This window comes from Limnohabitans sp. MORI2, from assembly GCF_027925025.1.
Taxonomy (GTDB): domain Bacteria; phylum Pseudomonadota; class Gammaproteobacteria; order Burkholderiales; family Burkholderiaceae_C; genus Limnohabitans.
This window is the reverse complement of sequence record NZ_AP027058.1, coordinates 2,026,882-2,049,954: the sequence shown is the minus strand read 5'-3', so window position 1 is coordinate 2,049,954 and position 23,073 is coordinate 2,026,882. Positions and strand designations below refer to the sequence as shown.

At 57.7% G+C, this 23,073-nt stretch carries 21 protein-coding genes; all 21 read right to left on the bottom strand.

Translation table 11 applies throughout. The features are described from left to right. Positions 1-6: 6 nt before the first annotated feature. The 21 genes from QMG27_RS09715 to QMG27_RS09615 all read right to left on the bottom strand — a co-directional run bounded on the left by QMG27_RS09715 (position 7) and on the right by QMG27_RS09615 (position 22,898). Positions 7-363 (bottom strand): flagellar protein FlaG, encoded by a 357-nt coding sequence (locus tag QMG27_RS09715; protein WP_281810855.1) that lies wholly within the window; start codon positions 361-363, stop codon positions 7-9. Positions 364-487: 124 nt separating this feature from the next. Then, positions 488-2,452, bottom strand: a complete 1,965-nt coding sequence (gene acs / locus QMG27_RS09710) for an acetate--CoA ligase (protein ID WP_281810854.1) — start codon at positions 2,450-2,452, stop codon at positions 488-490. Between the two features lie 138 nt (positions 2,453-2,590). Continuing rightward, positions 2,591-4,021 carry an EH signature domain-containing protein gene (locus tag QMG27_RS09705; protein ID WP_281810853.1) on the bottom strand — a complete coding sequence of 477 codons (1,431 nt, stop codon included), beginning with the start codon at positions 4,019-4,021 and terminating at the stop codon, positions 2,591-2,593. Between the two features lie 12 nt (positions 4,022-4,033). Then, positions 4,034-4,786, bottom strand: coding sequence for an OmpA family protein (locus tag QMG27_RS09700; protein ID WP_281810852.1), 753 nt, complete (start codon positions 4,784-4,786; stop codon positions 4,034-4,036). A gap of 31 nt (positions 4,787-4,817) precedes the next feature. Continuing rightward, positions 4,818-6,362, bottom strand: a complete 1,545-nt coding sequence (locus tag QMG27_RS09695) for a hypothetical protein (RefSeq protein ID WP_281810851.1) — start codon at positions 6,360-6,362, stop codon at positions 4,818-4,820. A 63-nt stretch (positions 6,363-6,425) separates the two neighbouring features. Further along, positions 6,426-8,231 (bottom strand): exodeoxyribonuclease V subunit alpha, encoded by a 1,806-nt coding sequence (recD, locus tag QMG27_RS09690; protein WP_281810850.1) that lies wholly within the window; start codon positions 8,229-8,231, stop codon positions 6,426-6,428. A gap of 5 nt (positions 8,232-8,236) precedes the next feature. Continuing rightward, positions 8,237-9,202 (bottom strand): phenylacetic acid degradation operon negative regulatory protein PaaX, encoded by a 966-nt coding sequence (paaX, locus tag QMG27_RS09685; protein WP_281810849.1) that lies wholly within the window; start codon positions 9,200-9,202, stop codon positions 8,237-8,239. A 33-nt stretch (positions 9,203-9,235) separates the two neighbouring features. Then, positions 9,236-10,294: an NAD(P)-dependent alcohol dehydrogenase gene (locus QMG27_RS09680; protein WP_281810848.1), complete on the bottom strand. Its 1,059-nt coding sequence runs from the start codon at positions 10,292-10,294 to the stop codon at positions 9,236-9,238. A 7-nt stretch (positions 10,295-10,301) separates the two neighbouring features. Continuing rightward, positions 10,302-11,537, bottom strand: coding sequence for an MFS transporter (locus QMG27_RS09675; RefSeq protein WP_281810847.1), 1,236 nt, complete (start codon positions 11,535-11,537; stop codon positions 10,302-10,304). An 18-nt stretch (positions 11,538-11,555) separates the two neighbouring features. Continuing rightward, a complete protein-coding gene (locus QMG27_RS09670; protein WP_281810846.1) occupies positions 11,556-12,653 on the bottom strand; it encodes a 2Fe-2S iron-sulfur cluster-binding protein in 1,098 nt (365 codons plus the stop codon). A gap of 20 nt (positions 12,654-12,673) precedes the next feature. Next, the gene (gene paaD, locus QMG27_RS09665; protein ID WP_281810845.1) at positions 12,674-13,216 is read right to left on the bottom strand and encodes a 1,2-phenylacetyl-CoA epoxidase subunit PaaD; all 543 of its coding nucleotides are present in this window, start codon (positions 13,214-13,216) and stop codon (positions 12,674-12,676) included. Continuing rightward, positions 13,213-13,992 carry a 1,2-phenylacetyl-CoA epoxidase subunit PaaC gene (gene paaC, locus QMG27_RS09660; RefSeq protein ID WP_281810844.1) on the bottom strand — a complete coding sequence of 260 codons (780 nt, stop codon included), beginning with the start codon at positions 13,990-13,992 and terminating at the stop codon, positions 13,213-13,215. The genes paaD and paaC overlap by 4 nt, the downstream gene beginning before the upstream one ends. Beyond that, positions 13,992-14,303: a 1,2-phenylacetyl-CoA epoxidase subunit PaaB gene (gene paaB / locus QMG27_RS09655; protein WP_281810843.1), complete on the bottom strand. Its 312-nt coding sequence runs from the start codon at positions 14,301-14,303 to the stop codon at positions 13,992-13,994. Before paaB ends, paaC begins: the two co-directional genes overlap by 1 nt. Beyond that, positions 14,300-15,307, bottom strand: a complete 1,008-nt coding sequence (paaA, locus tag QMG27_RS09650) for a 1,2-phenylacetyl-CoA epoxidase subunit PaaA (protein WP_281810842.1) — start codon at positions 15,305-15,307, stop codon at positions 14,300-14,302. The genes paaB and paaA overlap by 4 nt, the downstream gene beginning before the upstream one ends. A gap of 88 nt (positions 15,308-15,395) precedes the next feature. Continuing rightward, a complete protein-coding gene (locus QMG27_RS09645; RefSeq protein ID WP_281810841.1) occupies positions 15,396-16,541 on the bottom strand; it encodes an ABC transporter substrate-binding protein in 1,146 nt (381 codons plus the stop codon). 19 nt (positions 16,542-16,560) lie between these two features. Further along, the gene (gene pcaF, locus QMG27_RS09640; protein WP_281810840.1) at positions 16,561-17,766 is read right to left on the bottom strand and encodes a 3-oxoadipyl-CoA thiolase; all 1,206 of its coding nucleotides are present in this window, start codon (positions 17,764-17,766) and stop codon (positions 16,561-16,563) included. 10 nt (positions 17,767-17,776) lie between these two features. Further along, positions 17,777-19,093, bottom strand: coding sequence for a phenylacetate--CoA ligase PaaK (gene paaK / locus QMG27_RS09635; RefSeq protein ID WP_281810839.1), 1,317 nt, complete (start codon positions 19,091-19,093; stop codon positions 17,777-17,779). 28 nt (positions 19,094-19,121) lie between these two features. Further along, positions 19,122-19,586: a hydroxyphenylacetyl-CoA thioesterase PaaI gene (paaI, locus tag QMG27_RS09630; protein ID WP_281810838.1), complete on the bottom strand. Its 465-nt coding sequence runs from the start codon at positions 19,584-19,586 to the stop codon at positions 19,122-19,124. 2 nt (positions 19,587-19,588) lie between these two features. Then, entirely contained in the window at positions 19,589-20,386 is a 798-nt protein-coding gene (gene paaG, locus QMG27_RS09625; protein ID WP_281810837.1) for a 2-(1,2-epoxy-1,2-dihydrophenyl)acetyl-CoA isomerase PaaG, read from the bottom strand. 15 nt (positions 20,387-20,401) lie between these two features. Next, positions 20,402-22,069: a phenylacetic acid degradation protein PaaN gene (paaN, locus tag QMG27_RS09620; protein ID WP_281810836.1), complete on the bottom strand. Its 1,668-nt coding sequence runs from the start codon at positions 22,067-22,069 to the stop codon at positions 20,402-20,404. 127 nt (positions 22,070-22,196) lie between these two features. Further along, entirely contained in the window at positions 22,197-22,898 is a 702-nt protein-coding gene (locus QMG27_RS09615; protein ID WP_281814597.1) for an ABC transporter ATP-binding protein, read from the bottom strand. Positions 22,899-23,073 lie beyond the last annotated feature (175 nt).

Genomic DNA, 23,073 nt, shown 5'->3' with positions numbered 1-23,073 from the left:
TCAAGTTCAAGCCGCGTTGTCGACGTAGCGACCTTTGTAGCCGTGTGTGCTGAACGCCATGGCTTGAAAACCGTGGAAGTTAATTTCACGGATGAACTCACCCGACTGCTTGTTCACCACTTTCACGGAGAGTGTGCTGGATCGCTTGTCAAATGAGTAGTTCAGTTGACTGCGGTCCAGTGATTGGTTGAGTCGCTGTACACGCACTTCCTTGTCGGCTTGCATTTGTTGCACAGGATCTACTTTTTTGACCGCAGGCTCTGCCGAGGCCTGCTGTGCGTTACCCACGCTCACCTTCGCCGGTGCTTGCTTGATGGCAGGCACAGCTTGAGCGGGCGCAAGGTGTGACGAAATCGTGGGCACGGCTGTTCTCGGAGATGGTCGAGATTGATTTTAAGTTACACAAATTGTAAGCAAAGCATTGAAAACCCTAGTTGGGCGTAAAAAAACCCGCCAAATTGGCGGGTTTTCAGAGCTTTTAGGCTGATCAGTGGTTGTCTGTCAGCTGATCCAAGATCGCTGGGTTTTCCAGTGTCGAGGTGTCTTGTGTGATCGCCTCGTTCTTGGCCAAGCTACGCAACAAGCGACGCATGATCTTGCCAGAGCGGGTCTTGGGCAAGTTGTCGCCGAAGCGGATGTCCTTGGGCTTGGCGATGGGGCCAATTTCTTTGCCCACGTGGTCGCGCAAGATCTTGGCGATTTGCTTGGCTTCCTCGCCTGTGGGGCGTGGACGCTTCAACACCACGAACGCGCAGATGGCTTCACCGGTGGTGTCGTCTGGACGACCCACCACCGCAGCTTCGGCCACCAACTCGGTGCAGCTCACCAAAGCAGATTCGATTTCCATCGTGCCCATGCGGTGGCCCGACACGTTCAACACGTCGTCGATACGGCCGGTGATGGTGAAGTAACCGGTTTTCTCGTCACGGATCGCGCCGTCGCCAGCCAAGTAGTACTTGCCTTTGAAGTCGTCTGGGTAGTAGCTCTTCTTGAAGCGCTCTGGGTCACCCCAGATGGTGCGAATCATGGAAGGCCATGGCTTTTTCACGACCAAGATACCACCTTGGCCATTGGGCATGTCTTCGCCAGTTTCGCTGACGATGGCAGCTTGAATGCCAGGGAAGGGCAATGTGCAAGAGCCGGGAACCATCGGTGTCACGCCAGGCAGTGGGGTGATCATGTGGCCGCCAGTTTCTGTTTGCCAGAAGGTGTCCACGATGGGGCAACGGCTGCCGCCCACATGCTTGTAGTACCACTCCCATGCGGCAGGGTTGATGGGCTCGCCCACCGAACCCAGCAAGCGCAAGCTGGAGAGATTGAAGCTCTTGGGGTGCACAGCATCGTTGGCTTCAGCAGCTTTGATGAGTGAACGGATGGCTGTTGGTGCTGTGTAGAAGATGGAGACTTTGTGGTCTTGGATCATCTTCCAGAAGCGGCCAGCGTCTGGGTAGGTTGGCACGCCTTCGAACACGATTTCAGTGCCGCCCAAAGCCAAGGGGCCGTAGGTGATGTACGTGTGGCCTGTGACCCAGCCGATGTCGGCGGTACACCAGAACACGTCGTTGTCTTTCAAGTCAAACGTCCACTTGGTGGTCAAGGCTGCGTGCAGCAAATAGCCGCCGGTGCTGTGTTGCACGCCTTTTGGCTTGCCGGTAGAGCCTGATGTGTAGAGCAAGAACAAGGGGTGCTCAGCGCCCACCCATTCTGGTTCGCAGGTGGTGGCTTGCTTGTCTGCCAACTCGCCCAACCATTGGTCGCGGCCAGCGGCCATGGCAATGTCGCCACCTGTGCGCTTGACCACCAACACGTTTTTCACAGAGTCGCAACCGCCCATGGCGATGGCTTCGTCCACGATGGACTTCAGGGGCAGGTGCTTGCCGCCGCGCACTTGTTGGTCAGCGGTGATGATGGCCACGGCACCTGTGTCCTCAATGCGGTCACGCAAAGATTGGGCAGAGAAGCCGCCGAACACCACCGAGTGGGTTGCGCCGATACGGGCACAGGCTTGCATCGCGGCTACGCCTTCGATCGACATCGAGATGTAGATCATCACGCGATCGCCTTTTTTCACGCCGACAGATTTGAGCGCGTTGGCGTATTGGCAAGTCTTGGCCAGCAATTGGCTGTAAGTGGCTTTGGTCACTTCGCCGCCGTCGGCTTCGAAGATGATGGCGGTCTTGTCGCCCAGGCCTTTTTCAATGTTGCGGTCCAAGCAGTTGTAAGAGGCGTTCAATGTGCCGTCTTCGAACCACTTGAAGAAAGGTGCGTTGCTCTCGTCGAGCACTTTGGTGAATGGGGTCTTCCAGCTCAGCAGTTCGCGTGCTTGCTCAGCCCAAAAGCCTTCGTAATCTGTTTCTGCTTTTTTGCACAAGGCTTCGTAGGCGGCCATGCCGGACACGTTGGCTTGTTTTACGAATTCAGCTGATGGCTGGTGAATGGTGATGTCGCTCATGAACCGGTCTCCTCTTATATGGCGGTATCTGTCAAAACCCTGCGACTGTGAAACTGCGCTCTTACAAGGGTCTGACTTAGACAGTTCTGACAAACCCTTGCCCTTGAGCTAAATCAAAAGAGTCGGGCTAGAGGCGGTTTAATTTTGAGCGTCAGTTGGCATCAAGTCAGCCAAACTCAGGTGAATCCCTAGGTGCTGATCAATGAAGCGGCGAGCTGTGTCCTGCCAGCCGCCCAGTTCGGATTCGTAGTGCAACAGGCCGGGGTCATCCAGTTGGCCATCGTTGAAGTCCAGCGTGGTGGGAAAACGCAACTGGAACAGCTCGTACTCGTTTTGGTAGAGCTTTGGCGCTTGCTTGGCGTTGTATGCAATCGCGCGCAAGCGGCCTTGGTGGCTCCAGTCGCAAAACAAGATATTGCCCATGCGCAGCATCAGCACACATTGGTTGGGCGCGATCTTGCCCAAGATCTTGGCATAGCTCAGCTCGCCTGTCGGGTCAATTTTTTGCAGTTCTGTGACAGCTTGCTCGCCCAAGGCAATCCAAGCTTCCAAGATGTGGCCCGCGTGGAAATAGGCTTCCCAAAAACGGCGACGGTAAGGGCCAATCTCGTCTTCGGTGTGACGCAAGATTTCAAAAAACGCGTCCATCGTGCGGCTGGTCAGCCAGCGGCTGGCCGTCTCGATGGCTTCGCGGCGCACGCCCAGCCAGCCTGCGTGGTTGTGGCGCGGGTCGCCCAAGGTGCGCAGCAGCTCTGATAACAGCGCGTTCTTGATGTCTTGCGGTGGGTTGCGCTTAAACCAAGGCGAGAGCAGGCTGTAGGCAAACTCGTCGCGGCACAGCGGGTAGCGCAGGCGTTGCGTGGGCTTGCCCATGTCGTGCATGGCCCATTCGCACATGCGCATGACATAGCCGATGGTGCTGCGAATTTCTTCGGGCGCTTGCAAGGCTTCTAAAAACGCTTGCTTGCAAAAGTTGTTCAGCCAAAAGCCTTGGGTGAGCGCATGGCGCTCTTGCCATTGCTGCAAAGTTTTGTCGGCTGGCATACCCAAAATGTCATTGGCCACATGCACGGGTCCATTGAGCGGGTCCAACACATCAAGGGTGGTGATGAGCCGCTCCAAACCATTGGCTTCGGTCTCGGACAACGAGGCCAGCACGCGTGGGTCTAAAAAGAATGCGCGAGCTGTGTGGGCCAACTTTAAGAACACAGGGCTCTCTGGGTTGAAGCCTTGCAAATACGTGTGCAGCAAACCACGGCCCCATTTGAGTGGGCGGCGCGCATTCAGCGCCTCGGGCACGGCTTTGTCAAAGTAGCGATCAGTCAGCGGTGTGTGGGTGTGTAGGCCACGCTCACCATCAAGCCACAGCGCGTAGGGAATGTGTCGCCAATCGCGCTGGCGCGGTGCGGTGCTGTTGGGTGAAAACGCCACGCGCTCAAACGCGCTGTAGGTGCGCTCGCCCACGGTGCGCAAGTCTGGGTCTTTGCCAAAGCCGCCGCCGCGCTTGGTGCGCACAGCATGGGCCAGCTGGTCAAAGTCTTGCGGCAGGGGGGCGAAGAACTCTTGCATGGCGATGGCTTCTTAGCGCACGGTCTCTTGCATCTTCTTCAAGGTGCTGCTTGGGCCTTTCGCTGCGCCCGCTTCGGTGGGCTGGAAGGCCAGCACAAAGCGCAGCTCTACGCGGCGGTTTTGTGCGTCGTTGTCTTTGCTGGTGGGGCGCTCGTCGGCATACGAGCTGATGCCAAACACCGGTTGCTCGCGCTCGTTGCGGTAGCGCTGCATGCCCTCAGAGCCCAGCACTTTGTACACCGCTCGCGCGCGGTCTAGGCCCAAATGCCAGTTGTTGTAGTCGCCACGGTGCAGGGGCACAGAGTCGGTGTGGCCTTCAATCAGGATGGTTTCAATCTCCACCTGTTGTGGGTTGGGCGGGCAGTCGGCGGGCAGTTGGCGGCGCTGCGAATAGATGTAGCAAGGCAACACCTGTTGCAACTGCTCGGCAGATTGGCGCAGCGTGCGCACGCCCAAGGTTTCAAGCTCGGCGCTGCCGCGTGCAAACAAGGTGTCGGCTGGCAAGCTGATGACGCCTGACACTTGGTTGATTGTCACGGGCACACCCGCGTTTTGCAGCTTGGTCCCGATGGTGTGCACCACAGTGGCCAGTGGGTCGGCGGGTGGCTCGGGCGGTTCTTCGGGCTTGCGTGAGAGCAGCACCATCACCATGACGATGAAGATGAACAGGAGGCCAATCATCAAGTCACTGGCGGAAGCCATGTAACCTGACTCTTCCACCTGCTCGTTGGTGGCTGCAGTGTTGCGGCGTGTTTTGATGAGCATGTGTTACGCGTTTAGCTTTGACTTTTAGGCGTTATGCCTTGGGTGGCAAAGCGTCGATGAACTCGTCCAACACTTCTTCCAGGTTGGTGATGCTGCCGCTGAGTTGGTTGACCGCGCTGGCCAAGTGCTGGTCCATCTTGGTATGCAAGTCGGCAATCTGTGTGCTGTAGCCCGACACGCCTTTGGTGAGTGCATCTACCGTGCCGTTGAGCGCTTTTTGTGCATCTTGCAAATGCGTGCGCACATGGCCCAGCGCTTCTTCGGCGGTCACCGCGCTTTGTTTGAGCGTGTCCACGGTTTGGCCGAGGGCTTGGTTCATCGGAATCAAAGCTTCTTTGAAGTCAGTGGCCGCCGCACGTTGCAAGCCCACCGCGCCTTCGATGGCGCTGGCGCTGTCTTTGAACTTCTCTGCCGTTTGGTCAATGCGCTCGACCGTGCCTTGCAAGCCCGACATGGCGCCTTGCACCGTTTGCACGGTTTGCCCCAAGTTGCCCAGCAGGGTTTCGAGGTGTTGCGTGCCGGTTTGGCCCATGGCGCTGGCGCGGGCCAGCGAGGCGTCGAGCTCGGTGATGGTGGCGCGCGTGGCTTGAATGGTTTGCGACAAGGTGCCCACTGCATCGCCAAACGAGGCGAGGCCGCTGGAGATGCCTTGGGTCAAGGTCTCGCCCGCTTTGCTCAGCTCCACCGCCGCTTGGCTGCCGGCGTTGCCAAAGCTTTGGCTGGAGGTTTGAATGCTGTCGGCCAGTTGCGCCAACTTGTCAAACGCGGGCTGCATATTGCGCGACAGCGCATCGCCAATCGCATTGGCAAAGTCGCCTTCAAAGCGGCGCAGTTGGCTGACCTGTGAACGGTTCTCGTCCAAGATGTCTTGGAACAAAGCCAGCTGCATCCGCACGCTGGCTTCGGCTGCGTTGTCGGGCACTTTGCTGCGCAACGTGTGGCACAGCGTGTCGATGCTCGACTGCAAGTTTTCCAGCGCCACTTTGGCGCGCCAGTTCCACACCAGTGAACACAACAAACCCGCGATGGAGGTGATGAACTTACCGCCTGCTGTGGCAATGAGCGACTGCAAGGCTTGGTCTTGTTGACGCGCTGATACATCCAGTGCATTGAGCGCCAAGCCTGCTTGTTGCAAGGCCACCGCCAAGAAGATGAAGGTGCACATCAAGCCAAAACCAATCAGCAAATTGGGCATGGTCTCGAACAAGGCCAAGTTCATGCGGCCACCGAGCACGCTGCGCACCGTCCAAGTGTCGGCGTGGCTGCGAAAGCTATAACTACTGCGTGGGCCTTGGCTCACACTGTGTTGCGTGGGCAGGTCAATCAGGCCCGCCTCGGTTTCGCGCAACAAAAACTTCAGCTCGTCGTCGGTGGTTTTGCTTTCGGCCAACGCCAACGCTTCGCGGCTGCTGCCCTTGTGTGCGCCTAGGCGGGCATCGAGTGCTACGACCTCCGCACGCACGCGGCGAATGCGCGAAGCCCACACGCCGAAGCTGATGAGCGAGAACACAAAAATCACGGCCGCGATGGCCAGTGGGACAGCCAACTGTTCGAGTTGGGCGAGGTATTGATTCATAAGCATGGCTCTATTGTGAACAAGTCTGAGGCGCTACTTACCAAGTGTGACTGCAGCTGTTGTTCAGTCGCCCAAACCACCGCTGCGCAACACGCGTTGCGCACAGCCGTTCCACAGCACACCCAGTTGTGGGGCCCACATTGTGAGGCGCTGGCGCGCGCGCGTCAGACCGGTGTACACCAGCTCGCGTGTGAGCACGGGCGACTCTTGCGCGGGTATCACCAGCAACACATGCGTGAACTCTGAACCCTGCGATTTGTGCACCGTCATGGCAAACACGGTTTCCACACTGTCCAAGCGCGATGGCATGACCCAACGCACGCCGCCATTCACCGCAGGGAAGGCCACGCGTAGCGCACCGTCCGGCCCGGGCAGGCACAGACCAATATCGCCGTTCATCAGGTCGAGCGCGTAGTCGTTGCGTGTGACCATCACGGGGCGGCCGGCATACCAAGCGCTTTGGCCCAAGCCCAGTGCGTGCTCGACTTGCGCGTTGAGCTGCACCACACCCAGCGGGCCTTCGCGAATGGCGCACAACACACAAAATTCGGTGAAGGCTTTGAGCAGCTCAACGGCTTGTGCATCGCTGCACGGTGCAGCTGGCGCTGTTTTGCTGGGGCGGTGTGCGTCTAGCAAAGCCAGCCAGTTGCGCCATCCGTAGCGCAGGCCCACGGCCAGCTTGGGGTCGCTGGCGCTGGTCAGTTGCAGGCGTGTCACATCGGGTTCGGGTGTGTCTCCGTCAATGGTTTGTTGCAAAGGCAATGTCGCCAGCCAATCGGGCGCGGCGTTCCACAGCGTTTTGAGGGCGGGCGTGTTGTCAGCCGCGTCCGCGTTCACGGTGCGTGCCCATTGGCCAATGCCACTCTTGGCATCAAAGCGGTGGCTGTGAATGAGCGTCACGGTTTGCGCTTTGAGCAAACTGCCCGTGCACAGCTGCGACATCACCGCACCAGCTTCCACCGACGCCAGCTGGTCTTTGTCGCCCAGCAAGATCAAGCGTGCGGTGGGTGGCACGGCTTGCAGCAAGCGGGCCATCATCTCTAAGTCAATCATCGACGCTTCGTCGACCACCACCACATCGGTGGCGAGCTGGTGCACCTGTGCCGCTTTGCTATTCGTTTGCAACAAACGGTGCAGCGTTTGCGCTTGCGTGGGAATGCGCGCTTGCACATCGGCGGGCATGTGGGCGAGCGCGTTGCTGATGGACTCGGTCAAACGCGCCGCCGCTTTGCCCGTGGGCGCAGCGAGGTGAATTTGCAATTCTCTTGAAGACGTGCCCACTAAAAGCGACAGCAGTTTCACCACCGTGGTGGTTTTGCCCGTGCCGGGGCCACCCGTGATGAGCGTGATGCGATTTTGCGCGGCTACCTCGCAGGCGAGGCGTTGCATGTCGGGCTCGCGATCGCTGGCTGGTGTGAACAACGCATCCAAGCGTTGTTGCAAATCGGCAGGCACGTCGCAGGGTAGAGCCAAACGCTGCGCGATGTTGTGACGGATGTTTTGTTCAGCGGTCCAAGCGCGGCGTAAATACAAACGTGTGCCGTCTTTGTCTTCGGCCAGCACCAAGGGGCTGGCGTCGCCATGCGTCCACGGCAATGTGTTGGCGGCAAGGTGCAGGTCTGCGGGAAGAGCAGCAGCTTGTTCGTCGCTCCAGCCCAGCAATGCAGTGGCTTGAGTTTGCAAGGTGGTCAGATCAAGGCACGCATGGCCGCGTCCCCATTGGTGGCTGGTGAGGGCTGCTAGCCACAGGTGGCGTGGGTCATCGCTGGGTTGCTTGCTTTGAAGCAAGTTGGCTAGTGATTTGTCTAAACCTGTTAAGGGTGCGGCTTGCGCCCAAGATGCTTGGAGGAGCGGGGATAAGGCTTGCATTGAGTTCAAAGTGCGTCCGCAGACAGTGGGTCGCATTCAAATCGGCGCAGCACCAAATCAGAAGCTGCAGGCGCTTCACCGTTGGCCAGTATCAAGTGTTTGTTCAGATGGCTTTCAGAGGGCGCAAGCAAACGGCGGTAGAGCTCTTTGGTGAGCATGCGCGCAGTTTGACCTGGCCATTTGGCCGGCAACAGCACTTCTGGCAGCTCAGGGTCGCGTAAGAGCAAACGTCGGTAATCGTGGATCAACAGCGTGCGTGTGAGGAATGCGCTTTCTTCATCAATGCTCGGCTTCTTAGCTTTTTGCAACGCGTCCAAGATGCCTTTGTAGGTTTTGACAAACGCAACATAGTCCTCACTCAAATGCGCCAAGTCCCAGGCTGAGCGAACAATGTCAGCATCATTGGCTGATTGGCCTAGACGTGGGTTCACGGCCACGAGCGGCATGAGTTGAGGCAGGACATCGGCCATGCCGTCGACACGCAGCGCATCAAAGGCTGCTGCCAAGTCGGCGCTGGGGTGCACAAAACAGTTAGCGTTGAGTTCACCAAACCCTTGCCAATAAAACGCGCGGCGCAATTGCTCACGCACCTTAGGCGGCAATTCCGCCACCAACATGACGAGGCGCCAACGGTGGTCCCAGTGGGGTGCGTTGGAGGCGTAAATTTGTTTCGAGGCTTCTTCAAACCGTCGCCACCCGCTGGCCGACAGTTTGTAGTCGGTGCGACGGCCTTGGGTTTGCGTGGTGAGCCACTCGTCTTTGACCAAACGAAACACAGTGGTTCGAATGAGCCGCTCATTGAGATCAAGTGGGGCGAGCAAGTTGATCAACCCACCCAGCCAGATTTCGCCACCACGGGGCAAAACGGCATCGCCAAAAACCGAAATGATCAACGAGCCAGCTTTGACTCGATTTCTTTCGCGAAATTTGTCCAAGAGATCTTGAACAGGTTTGATGGAACATTGACTCATTGCATTTGATTTTACAGAGCCGTTGTTGAGTGATTAGAGAGACGCAAGTGTTTGAAGGTCAATCACAAATCGGTACTTCACATCACTTCGCTCCATGCGCTCAAAGGCGGTGTTGATGTCTTGCACGGGCATCAACTCAATGTCTGCCGAGATGTGGTGCTCGGCACAAAAATCAAGCATCGCTTGCGTTTCGGCAATGCCGCCAATGAGTGAGCCTTCAAGCGAGCGTTGGCCAAAAATCAACGGCGAGGTGTTGAGTGGCGGCTCAAGTGGCCCAAAGTAGCCCACCAAAACCAACTTGCCACCGTGCGTGAGCAAGCCCATGTACGGGTTGACGTCGTGCGCTTGAGGAATGGTGTCAAGGATGAGATCGAACCTGCCTCTGAGAGCAGACATGCTTTTCTTGTCGCCCGACAAAGCCACATGGTCAATGCCCAATGCCTGGGCTGCTTCAGCTTTGTCATGCGAGCGGGTGATGAGTGTCACCTCTGCCCCCAAGCCTTTGGCCAACTTAACGGCCATGTGGCCTAAACCACCCAAACCAACCACCGCCACTTGGCTGCCCTTGGTGATGTGAGCGCGCTTGAGTGGTGACCATGTGGTGATGCCTGCACACAGCAGGGGTGCGGCGCGACTGAGTTCAAGGCCATTCGGGATGCGCAGCACAAAGTCTTGCGACACCACGATCACATCCGAGAAACCACCTTGTGTCGCTTGTCCATCATGACGATCCAAGCTGCCGTAGCCATACGTGGGTTGCTTCACGCAAAACTGTTCATCCCCTTTTTGGCAAGGCTGGCATGTGCGGCAAGAATCAACCAAGCACCCCACACCCACGGCGTCATCGACTTTGAACTTCGTGACGCTTGCGCCTATTTGGATGACGCGCCCCACGATTTCATGGCCGGGCACCATGGGGTATTTGGAATAGCCCCAGTCGTTGCGGACGTTGTGCAAGTCGGAGTGACAAATGCCGCAGTAAAGAATTTCAATCACCACGTCGTCAGCGCGAGGGTCACGCCGCACGAAGTGAAACAAGCTTAAGGGGCTGGTGCTGGATAAGGCGGCGTAGCCACGAGAGGGAAATGGCATGTGAAATTCAATGGGGCACAGCGTGTGCTTTTTTCAAGCGTGAAAACAACCAAACGCTGATGGAGACATTGAGCAAGTTCCAAGCAATGCCGTTGAGAAACGCGGCCTTGTAGCTGCCGGTGAGGTCAAAAATCCAACCCGACATCCAACCGCCCAAGGCCATACCCAACAGCGTGGCCATGATGACACTGCCCACGCGTTCGCCCACTTGCTGGGGCGAAAAATGCTCACGCACGATGATGGCGTAAGAGGGGACGATGCCCCCTTGAAAAAGGCCAAACACGGCAGAGATCACATACAACGGCACCAAACCATCAAACGGCAAGAAGGCGACCAACGCCACGCCTTGCAACATCGAACCCAGCAGCAAAGTGCGAATGCCACCAATGCGATCGCAAATCATGCCCGAGACCAAACGGCTCACAATGCCGCAGCTGAGCATGAGCGACAACATTTCAGCGCCCCGTGCGGCCCCGTAACCCAAGTCGGTGCAATAGGCGACGATGTGCACTTGCGGCATGGCCATGGCGACGCAGCACGCCACACCCGCCACACACAACATGAACTGGGCGTGTGAGGCCTTCAAGCCAAACGGACGCGAACCATCGTTGTGCAGTGTCGAACTGGAGGCCACAGACACTTTGGGGATGGGCGGTTTGGCGCGCATCTTGAGTGACAGCAGCAGCATGCCCACGCCACACACAGAGCCTAGCAAGAGGTAGGTGGGGCGCCACCCGATGGTGGTGATGCCGTGTTGCACCAAGGGTGGCCAAATGGCGCCTGCAATGTAGTTGCCACACGCGCAAATGGCCACCGCAATGCCGCGTCGTTTTTGCCACCACAGGGCGGTGTCGGCCATTAACGGCGCAAAAGTGGATGAGCTGCCAATCAGTCCCAAGATGCCATGGGCCAGTCCAAATATCCAAATATTGGCCGCTTGCGAGGCCAGCGCGAACCCCGTGAAAACCGCCAGAGCTCCGCACCACAACACGGGGGGCAGGCCATAGCGGTCGGCCAAGCGACCAGTCCAAATACCACCCAACCCTAAACACACCATCATGAGCGTGTAGGGCAACGATGCTTCACCGCGACCAATGCCAAACTCAGTTTGCACCGCCGGCAACACCACCGACACCACGTACATGCTGCTGTTGCCCAAGATGACCAAGCCCAGCGTCACCAACAGGCGTATTGCTGCCTGCGGTGAATCGATCAGGCTCTCATCGGTGGCGGTGTGAGGCATGCAGGGTGGGGCAGAGTTTTAACGGTGGTCGAAGCTGATGACCAGTTTTTGCGTGGCCGCACGGGCTTGGCAGCTCAGTGCAAAACCTTGGCCCACTTCGTCGGCTTCGAGGGTGAAGTTTTTGTCCATGGTCACCTCGCCGTGTGTCACCTTGCAGCGGCAGGTGCTGCACACACCAGCCTTGCAAGAGAACGGCAAATCAAGCCCTGCATTCAGTGCAGCATCGAGCACATGCTCGTCGGGGCTGAGCGAGACTTCGTGTTCTTTGCCGTCGAGCACCACCGTCATGTGCACGCTCTTGGCTGAGGCTTGTTTGACTTTGGACGCATCGGTGTCGGCTTGCACCTTGTGCGCTTGCGATGCCGACGTGGTGAAGCGTTCGCTGTGCACGCGGTTGGCCGGCACGCCGCATTCGATCAAGGTTTTTTCGGTGATCTCAATCATGGCCTCAGGCCCGCAGATGAACACCTCGTCCATGCTCTTGGCGGGCAGTAGCGCGTTGATGATGGCTTTGATCTTGTCGCCATCGATGCGGCCTTGTAGCAAGTCCACCTCTTGCGCTTGCTGCGACAAGATGTGAATCATGGTGAAGCGACTGGGGAAGCGGTCTTTCAAGTCTTGCAGCGCTTCGTTGAACATCACACTCGACATGCGACGGTTGCCGTAAATCAGTGTGAACTTGGATTCGGTTTGCTCTTCGAGTGTGGTCGCAGCCATCGACAAAATGGGCGTGATGCCCGAGCCTGCCGCAAACCCCACGCGGTGAATGGCACGCGGTTTTTGGATGGTGAAGCGACCTTCGGGGGGCATCACTCTCACCGTGTCACCCGCTTTGAGTTGGGTCGCGGCCCAATTGGAGAACACACCACCTTCAACCGGGCGAATGCCAATTTCAAGCTCGCCGTGTTTTAAAAACTGGCTGCGTGGGCTGCTGATCGAGTAATTGCGGCGCACGTCTTGACCGTTGATGTCCGCGCGCAGGGTCAAAAACTGACCGGGTTCGAAATGAAACTTGTCCCGCGCATCCGATGGAATGTCAAAGGTGATGGCCACCGAGCCAGCGGCTTCAGGGCTGACTTTCTTGATGGCTAAGGCATGAAACGATGGGGAGGACATGGGGGATTTCTCCGGAAAACTTAATAAGGTTTGAAGTAGTCAAAAGGCTCTTGGCAATCCAGGCACTTGTAGAGCGCCTTGCACGCGGTTGAGCCAAAGTGCGAAGACTCCACCGTGTGGTGCGAACCGCAATGCGGGCATTCCACCGCTTGCTCGGCTTGCGCCGGTTTGCGCATGAAATGCACCACGCTGACTTGTTGTGACGGCGCACCACATTGCCGATTCGGCGGTGCAATGCCATAGGCTTTGAGCTTGGCTTTGGCCTCTTCGCTCATCCAATCGGTGGTCCAAGCGGGGGCGAGTTGCGTACGCACCTCCACTTGCAAGCCCAGCGCCTTGACGGTGCTACGCACATCGTCGTTGATTTGCTCCATGGCGGGGCAGCCGCTGTAGGTAGGGGTGATGACCACCACCACCGCGTCATCTGCGACGCGTTCCACGTCGCGGATGATGCCCATCTCACGCAGCGTCACCACAGGGATTTCTGGATCGGTCAAACCGTCCAGTGCATCCCACACCTGGTGAACCACGGGGTGCAAGTCGGCGCTGAGTTCTTGGCTCACCACACACCTTCTGGATGTGCACGGGCCAAGCTTTGCATCTCGCTCAGCAAAAAGCTCAAGTGCTCAGAATGACCGCCGTGTTTGCCTGTGGTCACAAAGCCTTCGGTGGAGGGCATCTGCAACGTGGCTTCTTCTACCGTGTGACGCACCATGGCTTCCCAGTCGGCTTTGAGTTGGGCTGTGTCCACGCCTGCACCTGATGCGAGCGCTGCTTTTTCAAAATCGCTCGATGTCCAAAACTCTTGGGTGTAGGGCATCAAGTGGTTCAACGCTGCTTGTGCGCGGGCGTGTGATTCGTCAGTGCCATCGCCAAAACGCACCAACCAGTCATGCGAGTGGCGCAGGTGGTAGCGCACCTCTTTGAGCGACTTGGCTGCAATGGCGGCTAAGTGTTCGTCTTTGGAGGTTTGCAGTTTTTCCCACACCAAGGCCATGAACGCGCTGTACAAAAAATTGCGCACAATCGTCACCGCGTAATCACGGTTGTCGACGGCATAGCCCACCAACGCGCCGTGATGGGGCAGCTCAAGCAGGGTGTAGTTGCGAAACTCTTGCGCGTCACGAAAGTAGGCCAGCGAGTCTTCGGTCGCATCACCGCCTTGGAGCGTGGCGGCGTACTGGTACAGCATGCGGGCTTGGCCAATCAAGTCCAAGCTGTTGTTGGCCATGGCAATGTCTTCTTCGAGGATGGGGCCGTGGCCACACCACTCGGCATTGCGTTGCCCGAGCACGATGGCGCTGTCGGCCAAATGCAGCACGTAATCTAAGTTGGCCATCACATGTGCCCCACTTCTTCAGGGATGGTGTAGAACGTGGGGTGACGGTAAATCTTGTCACTCGCGGGTTCAAAGAATTCGCCTTTGTCGTCGGGGGCGCTGGCTGTGATGCTGTTGGACTCCACCACCCAAATGCTCACACCTTCTTGGCGACGTGTGTAGACATCGCGTGCCATTTGCAGGGCGTGTTGGGCATCGCTGGCGTGCAAGCTGCCGCAGTGTTTGTGTTCCAAGCCTTGTTTGCTGCGAACGAAAACTTCCCACAAGGGCCATTCGCTCAGGGCTTTGGTGGTTTTGGTGGCGGTGTTCATGCGGCTTCCTTCATTTTGTTTTGTTTGCGTGCGTGGGCCAGGGCGGCATCGCGCACCCATTGGCCTTCGTTCCAAGCTTTGACGCGGGTGTTCAAACGCTCTTTGTTGCAAGGGCCGTTGCCGTTGACGGTGGCCCAGAATTCGTCCCAATCAATTTGGCCGTAGTCGTAGTGTTGGCGTGCTTCGTTCCACTTCAGATCAGGGTCGGGCAAGGTGATGCCCAAAACTTCGGCTTGTGGCACGGTGGCATCGACAAACTTTTGACGCAAGTCGTCGTTGCTGATGCGCTTGATGCCCCAACGCATGCCTTGTGCGCTGTTGGGGCTGTCGGCATCAGGCGGCCCAAACATGGCCAAGCACTTCCACCACCAGCGGTTGACCGCGTCTTGCACCATGGCTTTTTGTTCGGCAGTGCCGGTCATCATCACCAACAAAGCTTCATAGCCTTGGCGTTGGTGAAAGCTTTCTTCCTTGCACACGCGAATCATGGCGCGGGCATAAGGGCCGTAAGAGCAACGGCACAGAGGAATTTGGTTCATGATGGCTGCACCATCGACCAACCAACCAATCACGCCGACGTCGGCCCAAGTGAGGGTGGGGTAGTTGAAGATGGAGCTGTATTTGGCGCGCCCTGAATGCAAGGCGTCGAGCATTTGGTCGCGGCTGGCACCCAAGGTTTCAGCGGCGCTGTACAGGTACAAACCGTGGCCACCTTCGTCCTGCACCTTGGCAATCAAAATGGCTTTGCGCTTCAAGCTGGGGGCGCGGCTGATCCAGTTGCCCTCGGGCAGCATGCCCACAATTTCGCTGTGCGCGTGTTGGCTGATTTGTCGCACCAAGGTTTTGCGATAGGCCTCTGGCATCCAATCTTGCGGTTCGATGCGGCCATCTGCGTCAATGCGGGTGTTGAATGTTTCCATCAACTCGGGCGGTTCAATCGCTGCCACTGAGGGCTTGCCCTTGGGCGCAGAGTCATCAGGAACGCTGAAAGATTGTGTGTACATGAAATTTCCTTTGTAGGTACGGTCTGGCCGCACCGTTCAGAACGGGCCCACCGTGTGCGGTGTGCCGTGTTCTGAACGTGCGGTGGGCTTACTTGACCAAAGCCCAGTTACCGTTTTTGACTTCCAACATGCGGAAGGCAGACAGGTTCAAGCCCATGTGGTCTTCAGGGCTCATGTTGAAGGTGCCGCTGGTGGCGACCAAACCTTTGGTGGCTTCGATGGCATCACGCACCTTGGCTTTGTCGGTGCCGCCAGCACGCTTGATCGCGTCCACGCCGATCAACAGCGCGTCATAAGCGTAGCCACCAAAAGTAGAAGCTTCGGTTTTGTATTTCATCTTGTAGGCCGCGTCGTAGGCGCTCACGATGGCTTTTTGTGGGTCATTCGCTGGCAGTTGTTCTGGGATCAACTGAGCAGGCGAGGGCAAACGCACGCCATCCGCAGCAGGGCCAGAGAGCTTCAAGAACTCGTCAGAGGCCACGCCGTGTGATTGGTACAGCGGCAAGGTGATGCCGAGTTGACGGTAGTTCTTGGTCACGATGGCGGGGCCTTGACCCAAGCCAAACACAAACACGGCTTGCACGCCTTCGGTGTTTTTGATTTTGGTCAGCTGTGGGCTGGTGTCGGTGTCTTTGGGGCCGTAGGTTTCGTTAGCCACCAAGGTGATGCCGTATTTGGCAGCCACGGCTTCGGTTTCTTTTTTGCCCGATTGGCCAAAGCCGCTGGTCTCAGACAACAAAGCCACTTTGGTGAGGCCGCGTTTTTTCATGTCGTCAAACACTTTTTCGGCAGCCATGCGGTCGGTGTGCGGTGTTTTGAACACCCACTTTTTCACAGGCTCGACCACCACCACTGCACCGGCGAGAGAGATGAAAGGAACTTCGGCTTTGGTAACCAAAGGCACCATCGACATGGTGGCGCCGGTGGTGGTGCCGCCAATCAAGATGTCGATCTTGTCGTCTTCAATCAAACGCTTGGTGAAGCTGTTGGCTTTGTTGGCATCGCTGCCATCGTCGTAGTGCACGAGTTCGAGTTGACGGCCGAGCACGCCGCCTTTTTTGTTCAACTCTTCCACATAGAGTTGCAGCGTTTTGAGTTCAGGATCGCCCAAAAATGCGGCGGGGCCAGTGACCGAAAGCACCGAACCAATTTTGATAGGGTCGGCCGCCAAGGCTGACAGAGCGCTCACTGCCAGCGCAGTACCGAGGGCGATTTGCTTCAAAGAAAATTTCATAGTTGTCTCCTAGGGTTGTTCAAATGCGTTCGATGATTAAGGCAATACCTTGTCCGACACCAATGCACATCGTGCATAGGGCATACCGACCACCACGACGTGCCAGCTCGTAGCTGGCGGTGGTGATCAGACGTGCACCGCTCATGCCCAAGGGGTGGCCCAAGGCAATCGCACCGCCGTTGGGGTTGACGTGTGCGGCGTCATCGGGCAGGCCCAAGTCGCGCATCACTGCCAAACCTTGGGCAGCAAAAGCTTCATTCAGTTCAATCACATCCATTTGGTCGAGCGTTAAGCCGGTCTTGGCCAGCACCTTGCGTACCGCTGGTGCTGGGCCAAAGCCCATGATGCGAGGTGCCAAGCCCGCTGTGGCCATGCCGACCACACGCGCTTTGGGGGTGAGGCCATGCTTGGCGGCAGCGGCTTCGGAAGCCAGCAACAACGCGCAAGCACCATCGTTCACGCCCGAGGCGTTGCCTGCGGTCACAGTGAGCTCGGGGCCGTTGACACCTTTGAGTTTGGCCAACATGGCTGGGGTGGTTTCGGGCCGTGGATGTTCGTCGGTGGTGAAGACGATGGGGTCGCCTTTTTTCTGTGCGATGGTGACGGGCACGATTTCATCGGCAAATCGACCTGCGGCATGTGCGGCGGCCCAGCGTTGCTGTGAGCGAACGGCGAACGCATCTTGGTCTTCGCGGCCAATGTTGAAATCAGCGGCCACGTTGTCTGCGGTTTGCGGCATCGAGTGCGTGTCGTACATTTTTTTCATCAACGGATTGACGAAGCGCCAACCGATGGTGGTGTCGTACACGGCGTTGTTGCGGCTGAAGGCGGTGTCTGCTTTGGGCATGACAAACGGGGCACGGCTCATGCTCTCCACGCCGCCTGCGATCATCAGCTCCGTCTCGCCCGCTTTGATCGAGCGCGCAGCCAAGCCCACCGCGTCCATGCCCGAACCGCACAAGCGGTTGACGGTGGTGCCTGGCACTTCAGCGGGTAAGCCTGCCAACAGGCTCGCCATGCGGGCCACGTTGCGGTTGTCTTCGCCAGCTTGGTTGGCGCAACCGTAAATCACATCTTCCACCGCCGCCCAATCGACTTGGGGGTTGCGCGTCATCAGTGCTTTGATAGGAATCGCACCCAGGTCATCCGCACGAACCGCGGCGAGTGTGCCGCCATAGCGGCCAATGGGGGTGCGAATCGCGTCGCAAATAAATGCTTCAGTCATATGTGTTCAATTAATTTTGTTTGGGTCGCACGTCGATCACACGACGTGCCTTGCCCACTTCTGTACGTTGCATGCTGTTGGCTGGCATGACCTTCACATAGGTGGAGATACCGATCACGGTTTTGATGTGGTGCTGAAGTTCTTTCGTGATCTGTTGCGTTTCTGCAGGGTCCGCTGTTGGCAACAATTCGCAATGAACCTCCACGTTGTCCAAGTGGCCGTCGCGGTTGAGGTGAATTTGGTAGATAGCAGCCAAGCGTTTGTCGCGCATGATTTGCTCTTCAATTTGGCTGGGGAACACATTCACACCACGCACGATCAACATGTCGTCCGAGCGGCCGGTGATTTTTCCCATGCGGCGGAAAGAGCGTGAGGTGGGCTCTAACAGTCGCGTCAAATCGCGGGTGCGGTAGCGGATGACGGGGAACGCTTCTTTGGTCAACGAGGTGAACACCAGTTCACCCAACGAACCTTCGGGCAACACTTCGCCAGTTTCGGGGTCGATGATTTCTGGGTAGAAGTGGTCTTCCCAAATCACGGGGCCATCTTTGGATTCAACGCATTCAGAAGCCACGCCGGGGCCGATCACTTCTGTCAGGCCGTAAATGTCAACCGCATCAATGCCCAATTTGGCTTCGATGGCACTGCGCATGCCTTCACCCCAAGGCTCGGCGCCAAAAATGCCGACCTTCAACGAGATGTCTTTAGGCGCAATGCCTTGACGCTCAAACTCTTCGGCAATCACCAGCGAATACGAAGGCGTCACCATGATCGCGTCGGGCTTGAAGTCCATGATGAGCTGAACTTGTTTCTCAGTTTGGCCGCCCGACATGGGCACCACGGTGCATCCTGCACGCTCAATGCCTGCATGTGCGCCCAAGCCGCCAGTGAACATGCCGTAGCCATACGCGTTGTGCACCATCTCGCCAGGCTTGACGCCTGCGGCGCGTAGCGAGCGGGCCATCAAGTTGGCCCAATGGTCCAAGTCGCTCTTGGTGTAGCCCACCACCACCGATTTGCCGGTGGTGCCGCTGGACGCGTGCAAGCGTGCCACTTTGTCTCTTGGCACGGCGAACAGACCAAAGGGATAGTTGTCGCGCAAATCTGCTTTGGTCATGAAGGGGAACTTGGACAAATCGGCCAAGGTCTTCAAGTCATCAGGGTGCACGCCTTTGGCCACGCATTTCTCGCGATAGGGAGCCACGTTGTCATAGGTGTGGCGTACCGACCATTTCAGGCGCTCGAGTTGCAGAGCGCTGATTTCATCGCGGCTGGCTTTTTCAATCGGATCAAGCAAGGCGCTGTTGGGGCTTTGTTGGGCTGTCATGTTGTCTCTTCCACGTTTATTTTTTAAATCACGATTGGCCTTCTAGGCCGGCGATGACTTCGCCTTTGATGCGGTAGCTCTTGCCGCGGAACAAGGCCACGGTGTGGCCACCGACCACTTTCACTTCCACGTCATACACGCCGGTGCGGCCAGAGGCCGAACGTTCGACGGCTGTGGCTTCTAACACTTCGCCCTCGCGGCCAGGCGCTAAGAAGTCGATGCTGCACGCCGACGCCACGGTGTTGAGGTTGTAGCTGTTGCAGGCATAAGCAAATGCGCTGTCGGCCAAAGTGAAGATGAGTCCGCCGTGGCAGATGTGATGGCCATTGACCATGTCGGGTCGTACCTTCATGCGCAACACGGCGTGGCCGGGTGTGACCGATATCAGTTCCATGCCCAGTGCATGGGTGGCGTTGTCGCGGGTCCACATGGCTTGGCTGGCTGCCAGTGCCAACTCTTGCGGGGTGGTGTGCTCAGAGATGGGTTGGCTCATGGTCACTCTCCTGTGAATTGAGGGGCACGTTTTTCGAGGAATGCCGACACACCTTCCACATAGTCGGCACTCTTGCCGAGTTCGCGCATGAGCGTGCCCTCGTAGGTGAGGTGTTCTTCAAAAGTGTGGGTATGGGCCAATTGCATGGCTTGGCGTGTGCGCACCAACGCTTTGGTGGGCATCGTGGCGAGCTTGGCAGCCAAGGCATCGACGGTGCTGGCAAAGGCGGCGTCTTCGACCGCGTCCCAAATCATTCCCCAGTCTGCGGCTTGTTGGGCCGAGAGCTTTTTGCCGGTCAGCGCCAAACCCATGGCGCGTGCTTGGCCAATGCGTTGCGGCAAATGCCACGAGCAGCCCGTGTCTGGAATCAAACCAATGTTGGCAAAGGGCAGCACAAACGCTGCCGACTGGGTGGCCAACACCATGTCGCAGGCCAATGCCATGCTGGCGCCCGCACCGGCCGCAATGCCGTTGACGGCGGCGAGGGTGGGCACGCGCAGTTGGCTCAAGCGCATGACGAGCGGTTTGTAATGGCGTTCCACCACATCGCCCAAATCAGGTGGCGTTTCGCCTGGGGTGAAGCGCACCTCCGCGTCGGCCAAGTCTTGGCCCGCGCAAAAGCCTCGGCCTGCGCCGGTGAGCACCAGCACGCGCACGGCTGTGTTGGTTTGAATGCTGTCCAAAGCATGACGAATTTCTGCATGCATCTCTGCATTGAAGCTGTTCATCTTGTCGGGACGGTTGAGGGTGAGGCGAGCCACGCCCTCACGCACATCGAACTGAATGAGTTGGTAGTTCATGACGCGGGCTCTGGTTTAGACGTGGTAGCGGCGTTGCACCACGCGGAAGCGGTTGGCCACAAAGGCCGAGTCTGCGTAAGACGCGTTGGCCGATGGGTTGCCGCCGGTGCCGTGGTAGTCAGAGAACGCAGACGATTGGTTGACGAACACCCCGCCGGTGAGGTTGATCGACAAAGCCACTTTGCCGCGCCAGCTGGCATGGGTCATGGCATCAATCACGCTTTGTTGGGTGGAATACAAACCGACGGTCAACGCACCGTGGGTGCGCACAATGCGCTCAGACAACGCAATGGCCGCTGCTGTGTCTGCGGCTTTGACGATGAAGCTGATGGGGCCAAAGCGCTCTTCCATGTAGGCGCTCTCATCCGCGGCATCGCAGGCCAACAGCACAGGGGTGCGCACGTCAGCGCCTGTGAATTCAGGGTTGCTCAGCTTGGTCGAGGCCAACACCACTTGGCCTAGCTTGCCACTGTTGGCGAGGTCAATGCGGTCTGCCGTGGCGCTGGATTGGATGGCGCCCAATACGGCACAAGCCACTTCGGGTTTGCTCAAAAACTTCTCGACGGATTTCGCCAAATCGGCGCAGACCTCGTCGTAGCTCTTGTGGCCTTCGTCGGTCTCAATGCCGCCTGCGGGCACGATGATGGCTTGCGAGGTGGTGCACATCTGGCCTGAGTACAACGACAAGGTGAAGGCCAAATTGCCCAGCATGGCTTTGTAGGCGTTGGTCGAGTCGATGACGATGTTGTTCACTCCCGCCAGCTCGGCGTACACCTGCGCTTGCTTGCAGTGGTCGATCAACCACTGACCAAACACATTGCTGCCCGTGAAGTCCACTGACTTGACCAAGGGGTGTGTGGCCAATTCTTGGGTGGTGCTGCGTTGATCGGTCACGCACAGCGTGACCAAGTTGGGGTCGATGCCGTTTTCGCTCAACACCGCGCGGATGGTGCGCACCGTGATGGCCGCAGGCAACACCGCGTTGCTGTGGGGTTTGATGATCACGGCGTTGCCCGTGGCGAGTGCGGCAAACAAACCGGGATACGTGTTCCAAGTTGGGAAGGTGCCGCAACCGACGACCAAGCCCACGCCACGACCGACGATTTCAAAATGTTTCTTCATCACCAGCGCGGGGTTTTTGCCTTGTGGCTTTTCCCAAGTGCTCTCGGTGGGGACAAAGCTTTGTTCACGCCAAGCGTAGGCCACGGCTTCGAGGCCACGGTCTTGGGCGTGTGGAGCACCCGCTTGGAAGGCCATCATCCAGCCTTGGCCGGTGGTCATCATCACGGCGTGGCCGAGCTCAAAACTTTGCTTGTTCAAGCGGTCCAAAATTTCCAAGCAAATGCCCGTGCGACCTTGTGCGCCAACCGCTTGCCAGCCAGACATGGCCGCCTCGCCCGCGTTCAACAAAGTGTTGTGATCACACAAGGGGTACTTCACATTCAGTGCCACGCCATAAGGCGACGATTCGGCGCCCACCCAACCGTTTTGGCCTGGCTGGTTGAGTTCAAAGTTGTGGCCCAAGTGCGTGTCAAAGGCTGCTTTGCCGTCTGCTGCTGCGGTTTCACCATAGACCTTGGGGCTGGGCATTTCGCTGTAGGGTGACCAGTAGCCGCGCGTGGCGATGGCGTGCAAAGCACCATCCAAGGTGGCACGGTGTTTTTCAAGCAAGGGGTGAGACATGCAGTGGCTCCAATGAGGCGTGTGTGTGGTTTAAAACGTTACAAAATATCAATTTATGTCGATAAAAATGTATCGCAATGAGGGTTAAAAAAAGATCAGGGTTTTCCCACTGATCTTTTCTTTGGGTTTACATACCAAGGTAAGCAGCGCGCACCTTTTCGTTTTTGATGAGGTCTTGACCGTTGCCGGTCAAGGTGATTTCGCCCGTCTCCAGCACATAGCCGCGGTCGGCCAAGGCGAGTGCGGCAAATGCGTTTTGTTCGGCCAAGATGATGGTCATGCCTTCGCGTTTGAGGGCCTTGACCACGTTGAACACTTCTTCGACCAACAAAGGGGCTAAGCCCATGGAGGGTTCGTCTAGCAACAGCAATTTGGGGCGGCCCATCAGGGCGCGACCAATGGCCAGCATTTGTTGTTGTCCGCCCGAGAGCGTGCCCGCAGGCAAGTGGCGCTTTTCTTTGAGGATGGGGAACATGGTGTAGACCCGATCCAAATCGCGCGCCAAATACTCTTTGGGTTGTGTGTAAGCGCCCAAGCGCAAGTTGTCTTCAATCGACAGCGGGCCAAACACTTGGCGGCCCTCAGGGCTGTGACAAATGCCACGGCGCATGCGTTGGTCAGAGCGTACTTTGGAGACGTCTTCGCCATCAAACCAAATTTCACCTGCGCCCATGGGCTGCACACCCGAGAGGGTGCGCAAGAACGTGGTCTTGCCTGCACCGTTGGCGCCCACCAGCGCCACGGTTTCGCCGCGACGCACTTCGAGGTTCAAACCCTTTAAGGCTTTGATGCGACCGTAGCTGCTTTCCAGTCCTGTGACTTTCAGCACGATGTCGCCCGACACTGGTTTGGCGTGGCGATCCAGCGTGCCACTGCTGTGGCCGCCCAAGCCAATCGACTCAGGGGCCAAGCTCACCACGCGGTGGTAGAGCTCGCGAAAGTCCGCGCGCGCTTGCTCGCCAAACAAGGGGTCTTGGTTGTCTAAAAACTTGGCGTCAATTTCT

Bases quoted from the DNA above. Each gene is read 5' to 3' on its own strand.
- QMG27_RS09675 (WP_281810847.1), bottom strand. From the start codon at position 11,537: ATGCCTCACACCGCCACCGATGAGAGCCTGATCGATTCACCGCAGGCA.
- pcaF (WP_281810840.1), bottom strand. From the start codon at position 17,766: ATGACTGAAGCATTTATTTGCGACGCGATTCGCACCCCCATTGGCCGC.
- QMG27_RS09705 (WP_281810853.1), bottom strand. From the start codon at position 4,021: ATGCAAGAGTTCTTCGCCCCCCTGCCGCAAGACTTTGACCAGCTGGCC.
- QMG27_RS09645 (WP_281810841.1), bottom strand. From the start codon at position 16,541: ATGAAATTTTCTTTGAAGCAAATCGCCCTCGGTACTGCGCTGGCAGTG.
- paaN (WP_281810836.1), bottom strand. From the start codon at position 22,069: ATGTCTCACCCCTTGCTTGAAAAACACCGTGCCACCTTGGATGGTGCT.
- QMG27_RS09680 (WP_281810848.1), bottom strand. From the start codon at position 10,294: ATGCCATTTCCCTCTCGTGGCTACGCCGCCTTATCCAGCACCAGCCCC.
- paaX (WP_281810849.1), bottom strand. From the start codon at position 9,202: ATGAGTCAATGTTCCATCAAACCTGTTCAAGATCTCTTGGACAAATTT.
- acs (WP_281810854.1), bottom strand. From the start codon at position 2,452: ATGAGCGACATCACCATTCACCAGCCATCAGCTGAATTCGTAAAACAA.
- paaI (WP_281810838.1), bottom strand. From the start codon at position 19,586: ATGAGCCAACCCATCTCTGAGCACACCACCCCGCAAGAGTTGGCACTG.
- QMG27_RS09695 (WP_281810851.1), bottom strand. From the start codon at position 6,362: ATGAATCAATACCTCGCCCAACTCGAACAGTTGGCTGTCCCACTGGCC.
- paaK (WP_281810839.1), bottom strand. From the start codon at position 19,093: ATGACAGCCCAACAAAGCCCCAACAGCGCCTTGCTTGATCCGATTGAA.
- recD (WP_281810850.1), bottom strand. From the start codon at position 8,231: ATGCAAGCCTTATCCCCGCTCCTCCAAGCATCTTGGGCGCAAGCCGCA.
- paaA (WP_281810842.1), bottom strand. From the start codon at position 15,307: ATGTACACACAATCTTTCAGCGTTCCTGATGACTCTGCGCCCAAGGGC.
- paaC (WP_281810844.1), bottom strand. From the start codon at position 13,992: ATGGCCAACTTAGATTACGTGCTGCATTTGGCCGACAGCGCCATCGTG.
- paaB (WP_281810843.1), bottom strand. From the start codon at position 14,303: ATGAACACCGCCACCAAAACCACCAAAGCCCTGAGCGAATGGCCCTTG.
- QMG27_RS09670 (WP_281810846.1), bottom strand. From the start codon at position 12,653: ATGTCCTCCCCATCGTTTCATGCCTTAGCCATCAAGAAAGTCAGCCCT.
- QMG27_RS09700 (WP_281810852.1), bottom strand. From the start codon at position 4,786: ATGCTCATCAAAACACGCCGCAACACTGCAGCCACCAACGAGCAGGTG.
- paaG (WP_281810837.1), bottom strand. From the start codon at position 20,386: ATGAACTACCAACTCATTCAGTTCGATGTGCGTGAGGGCGTGGCTCGC.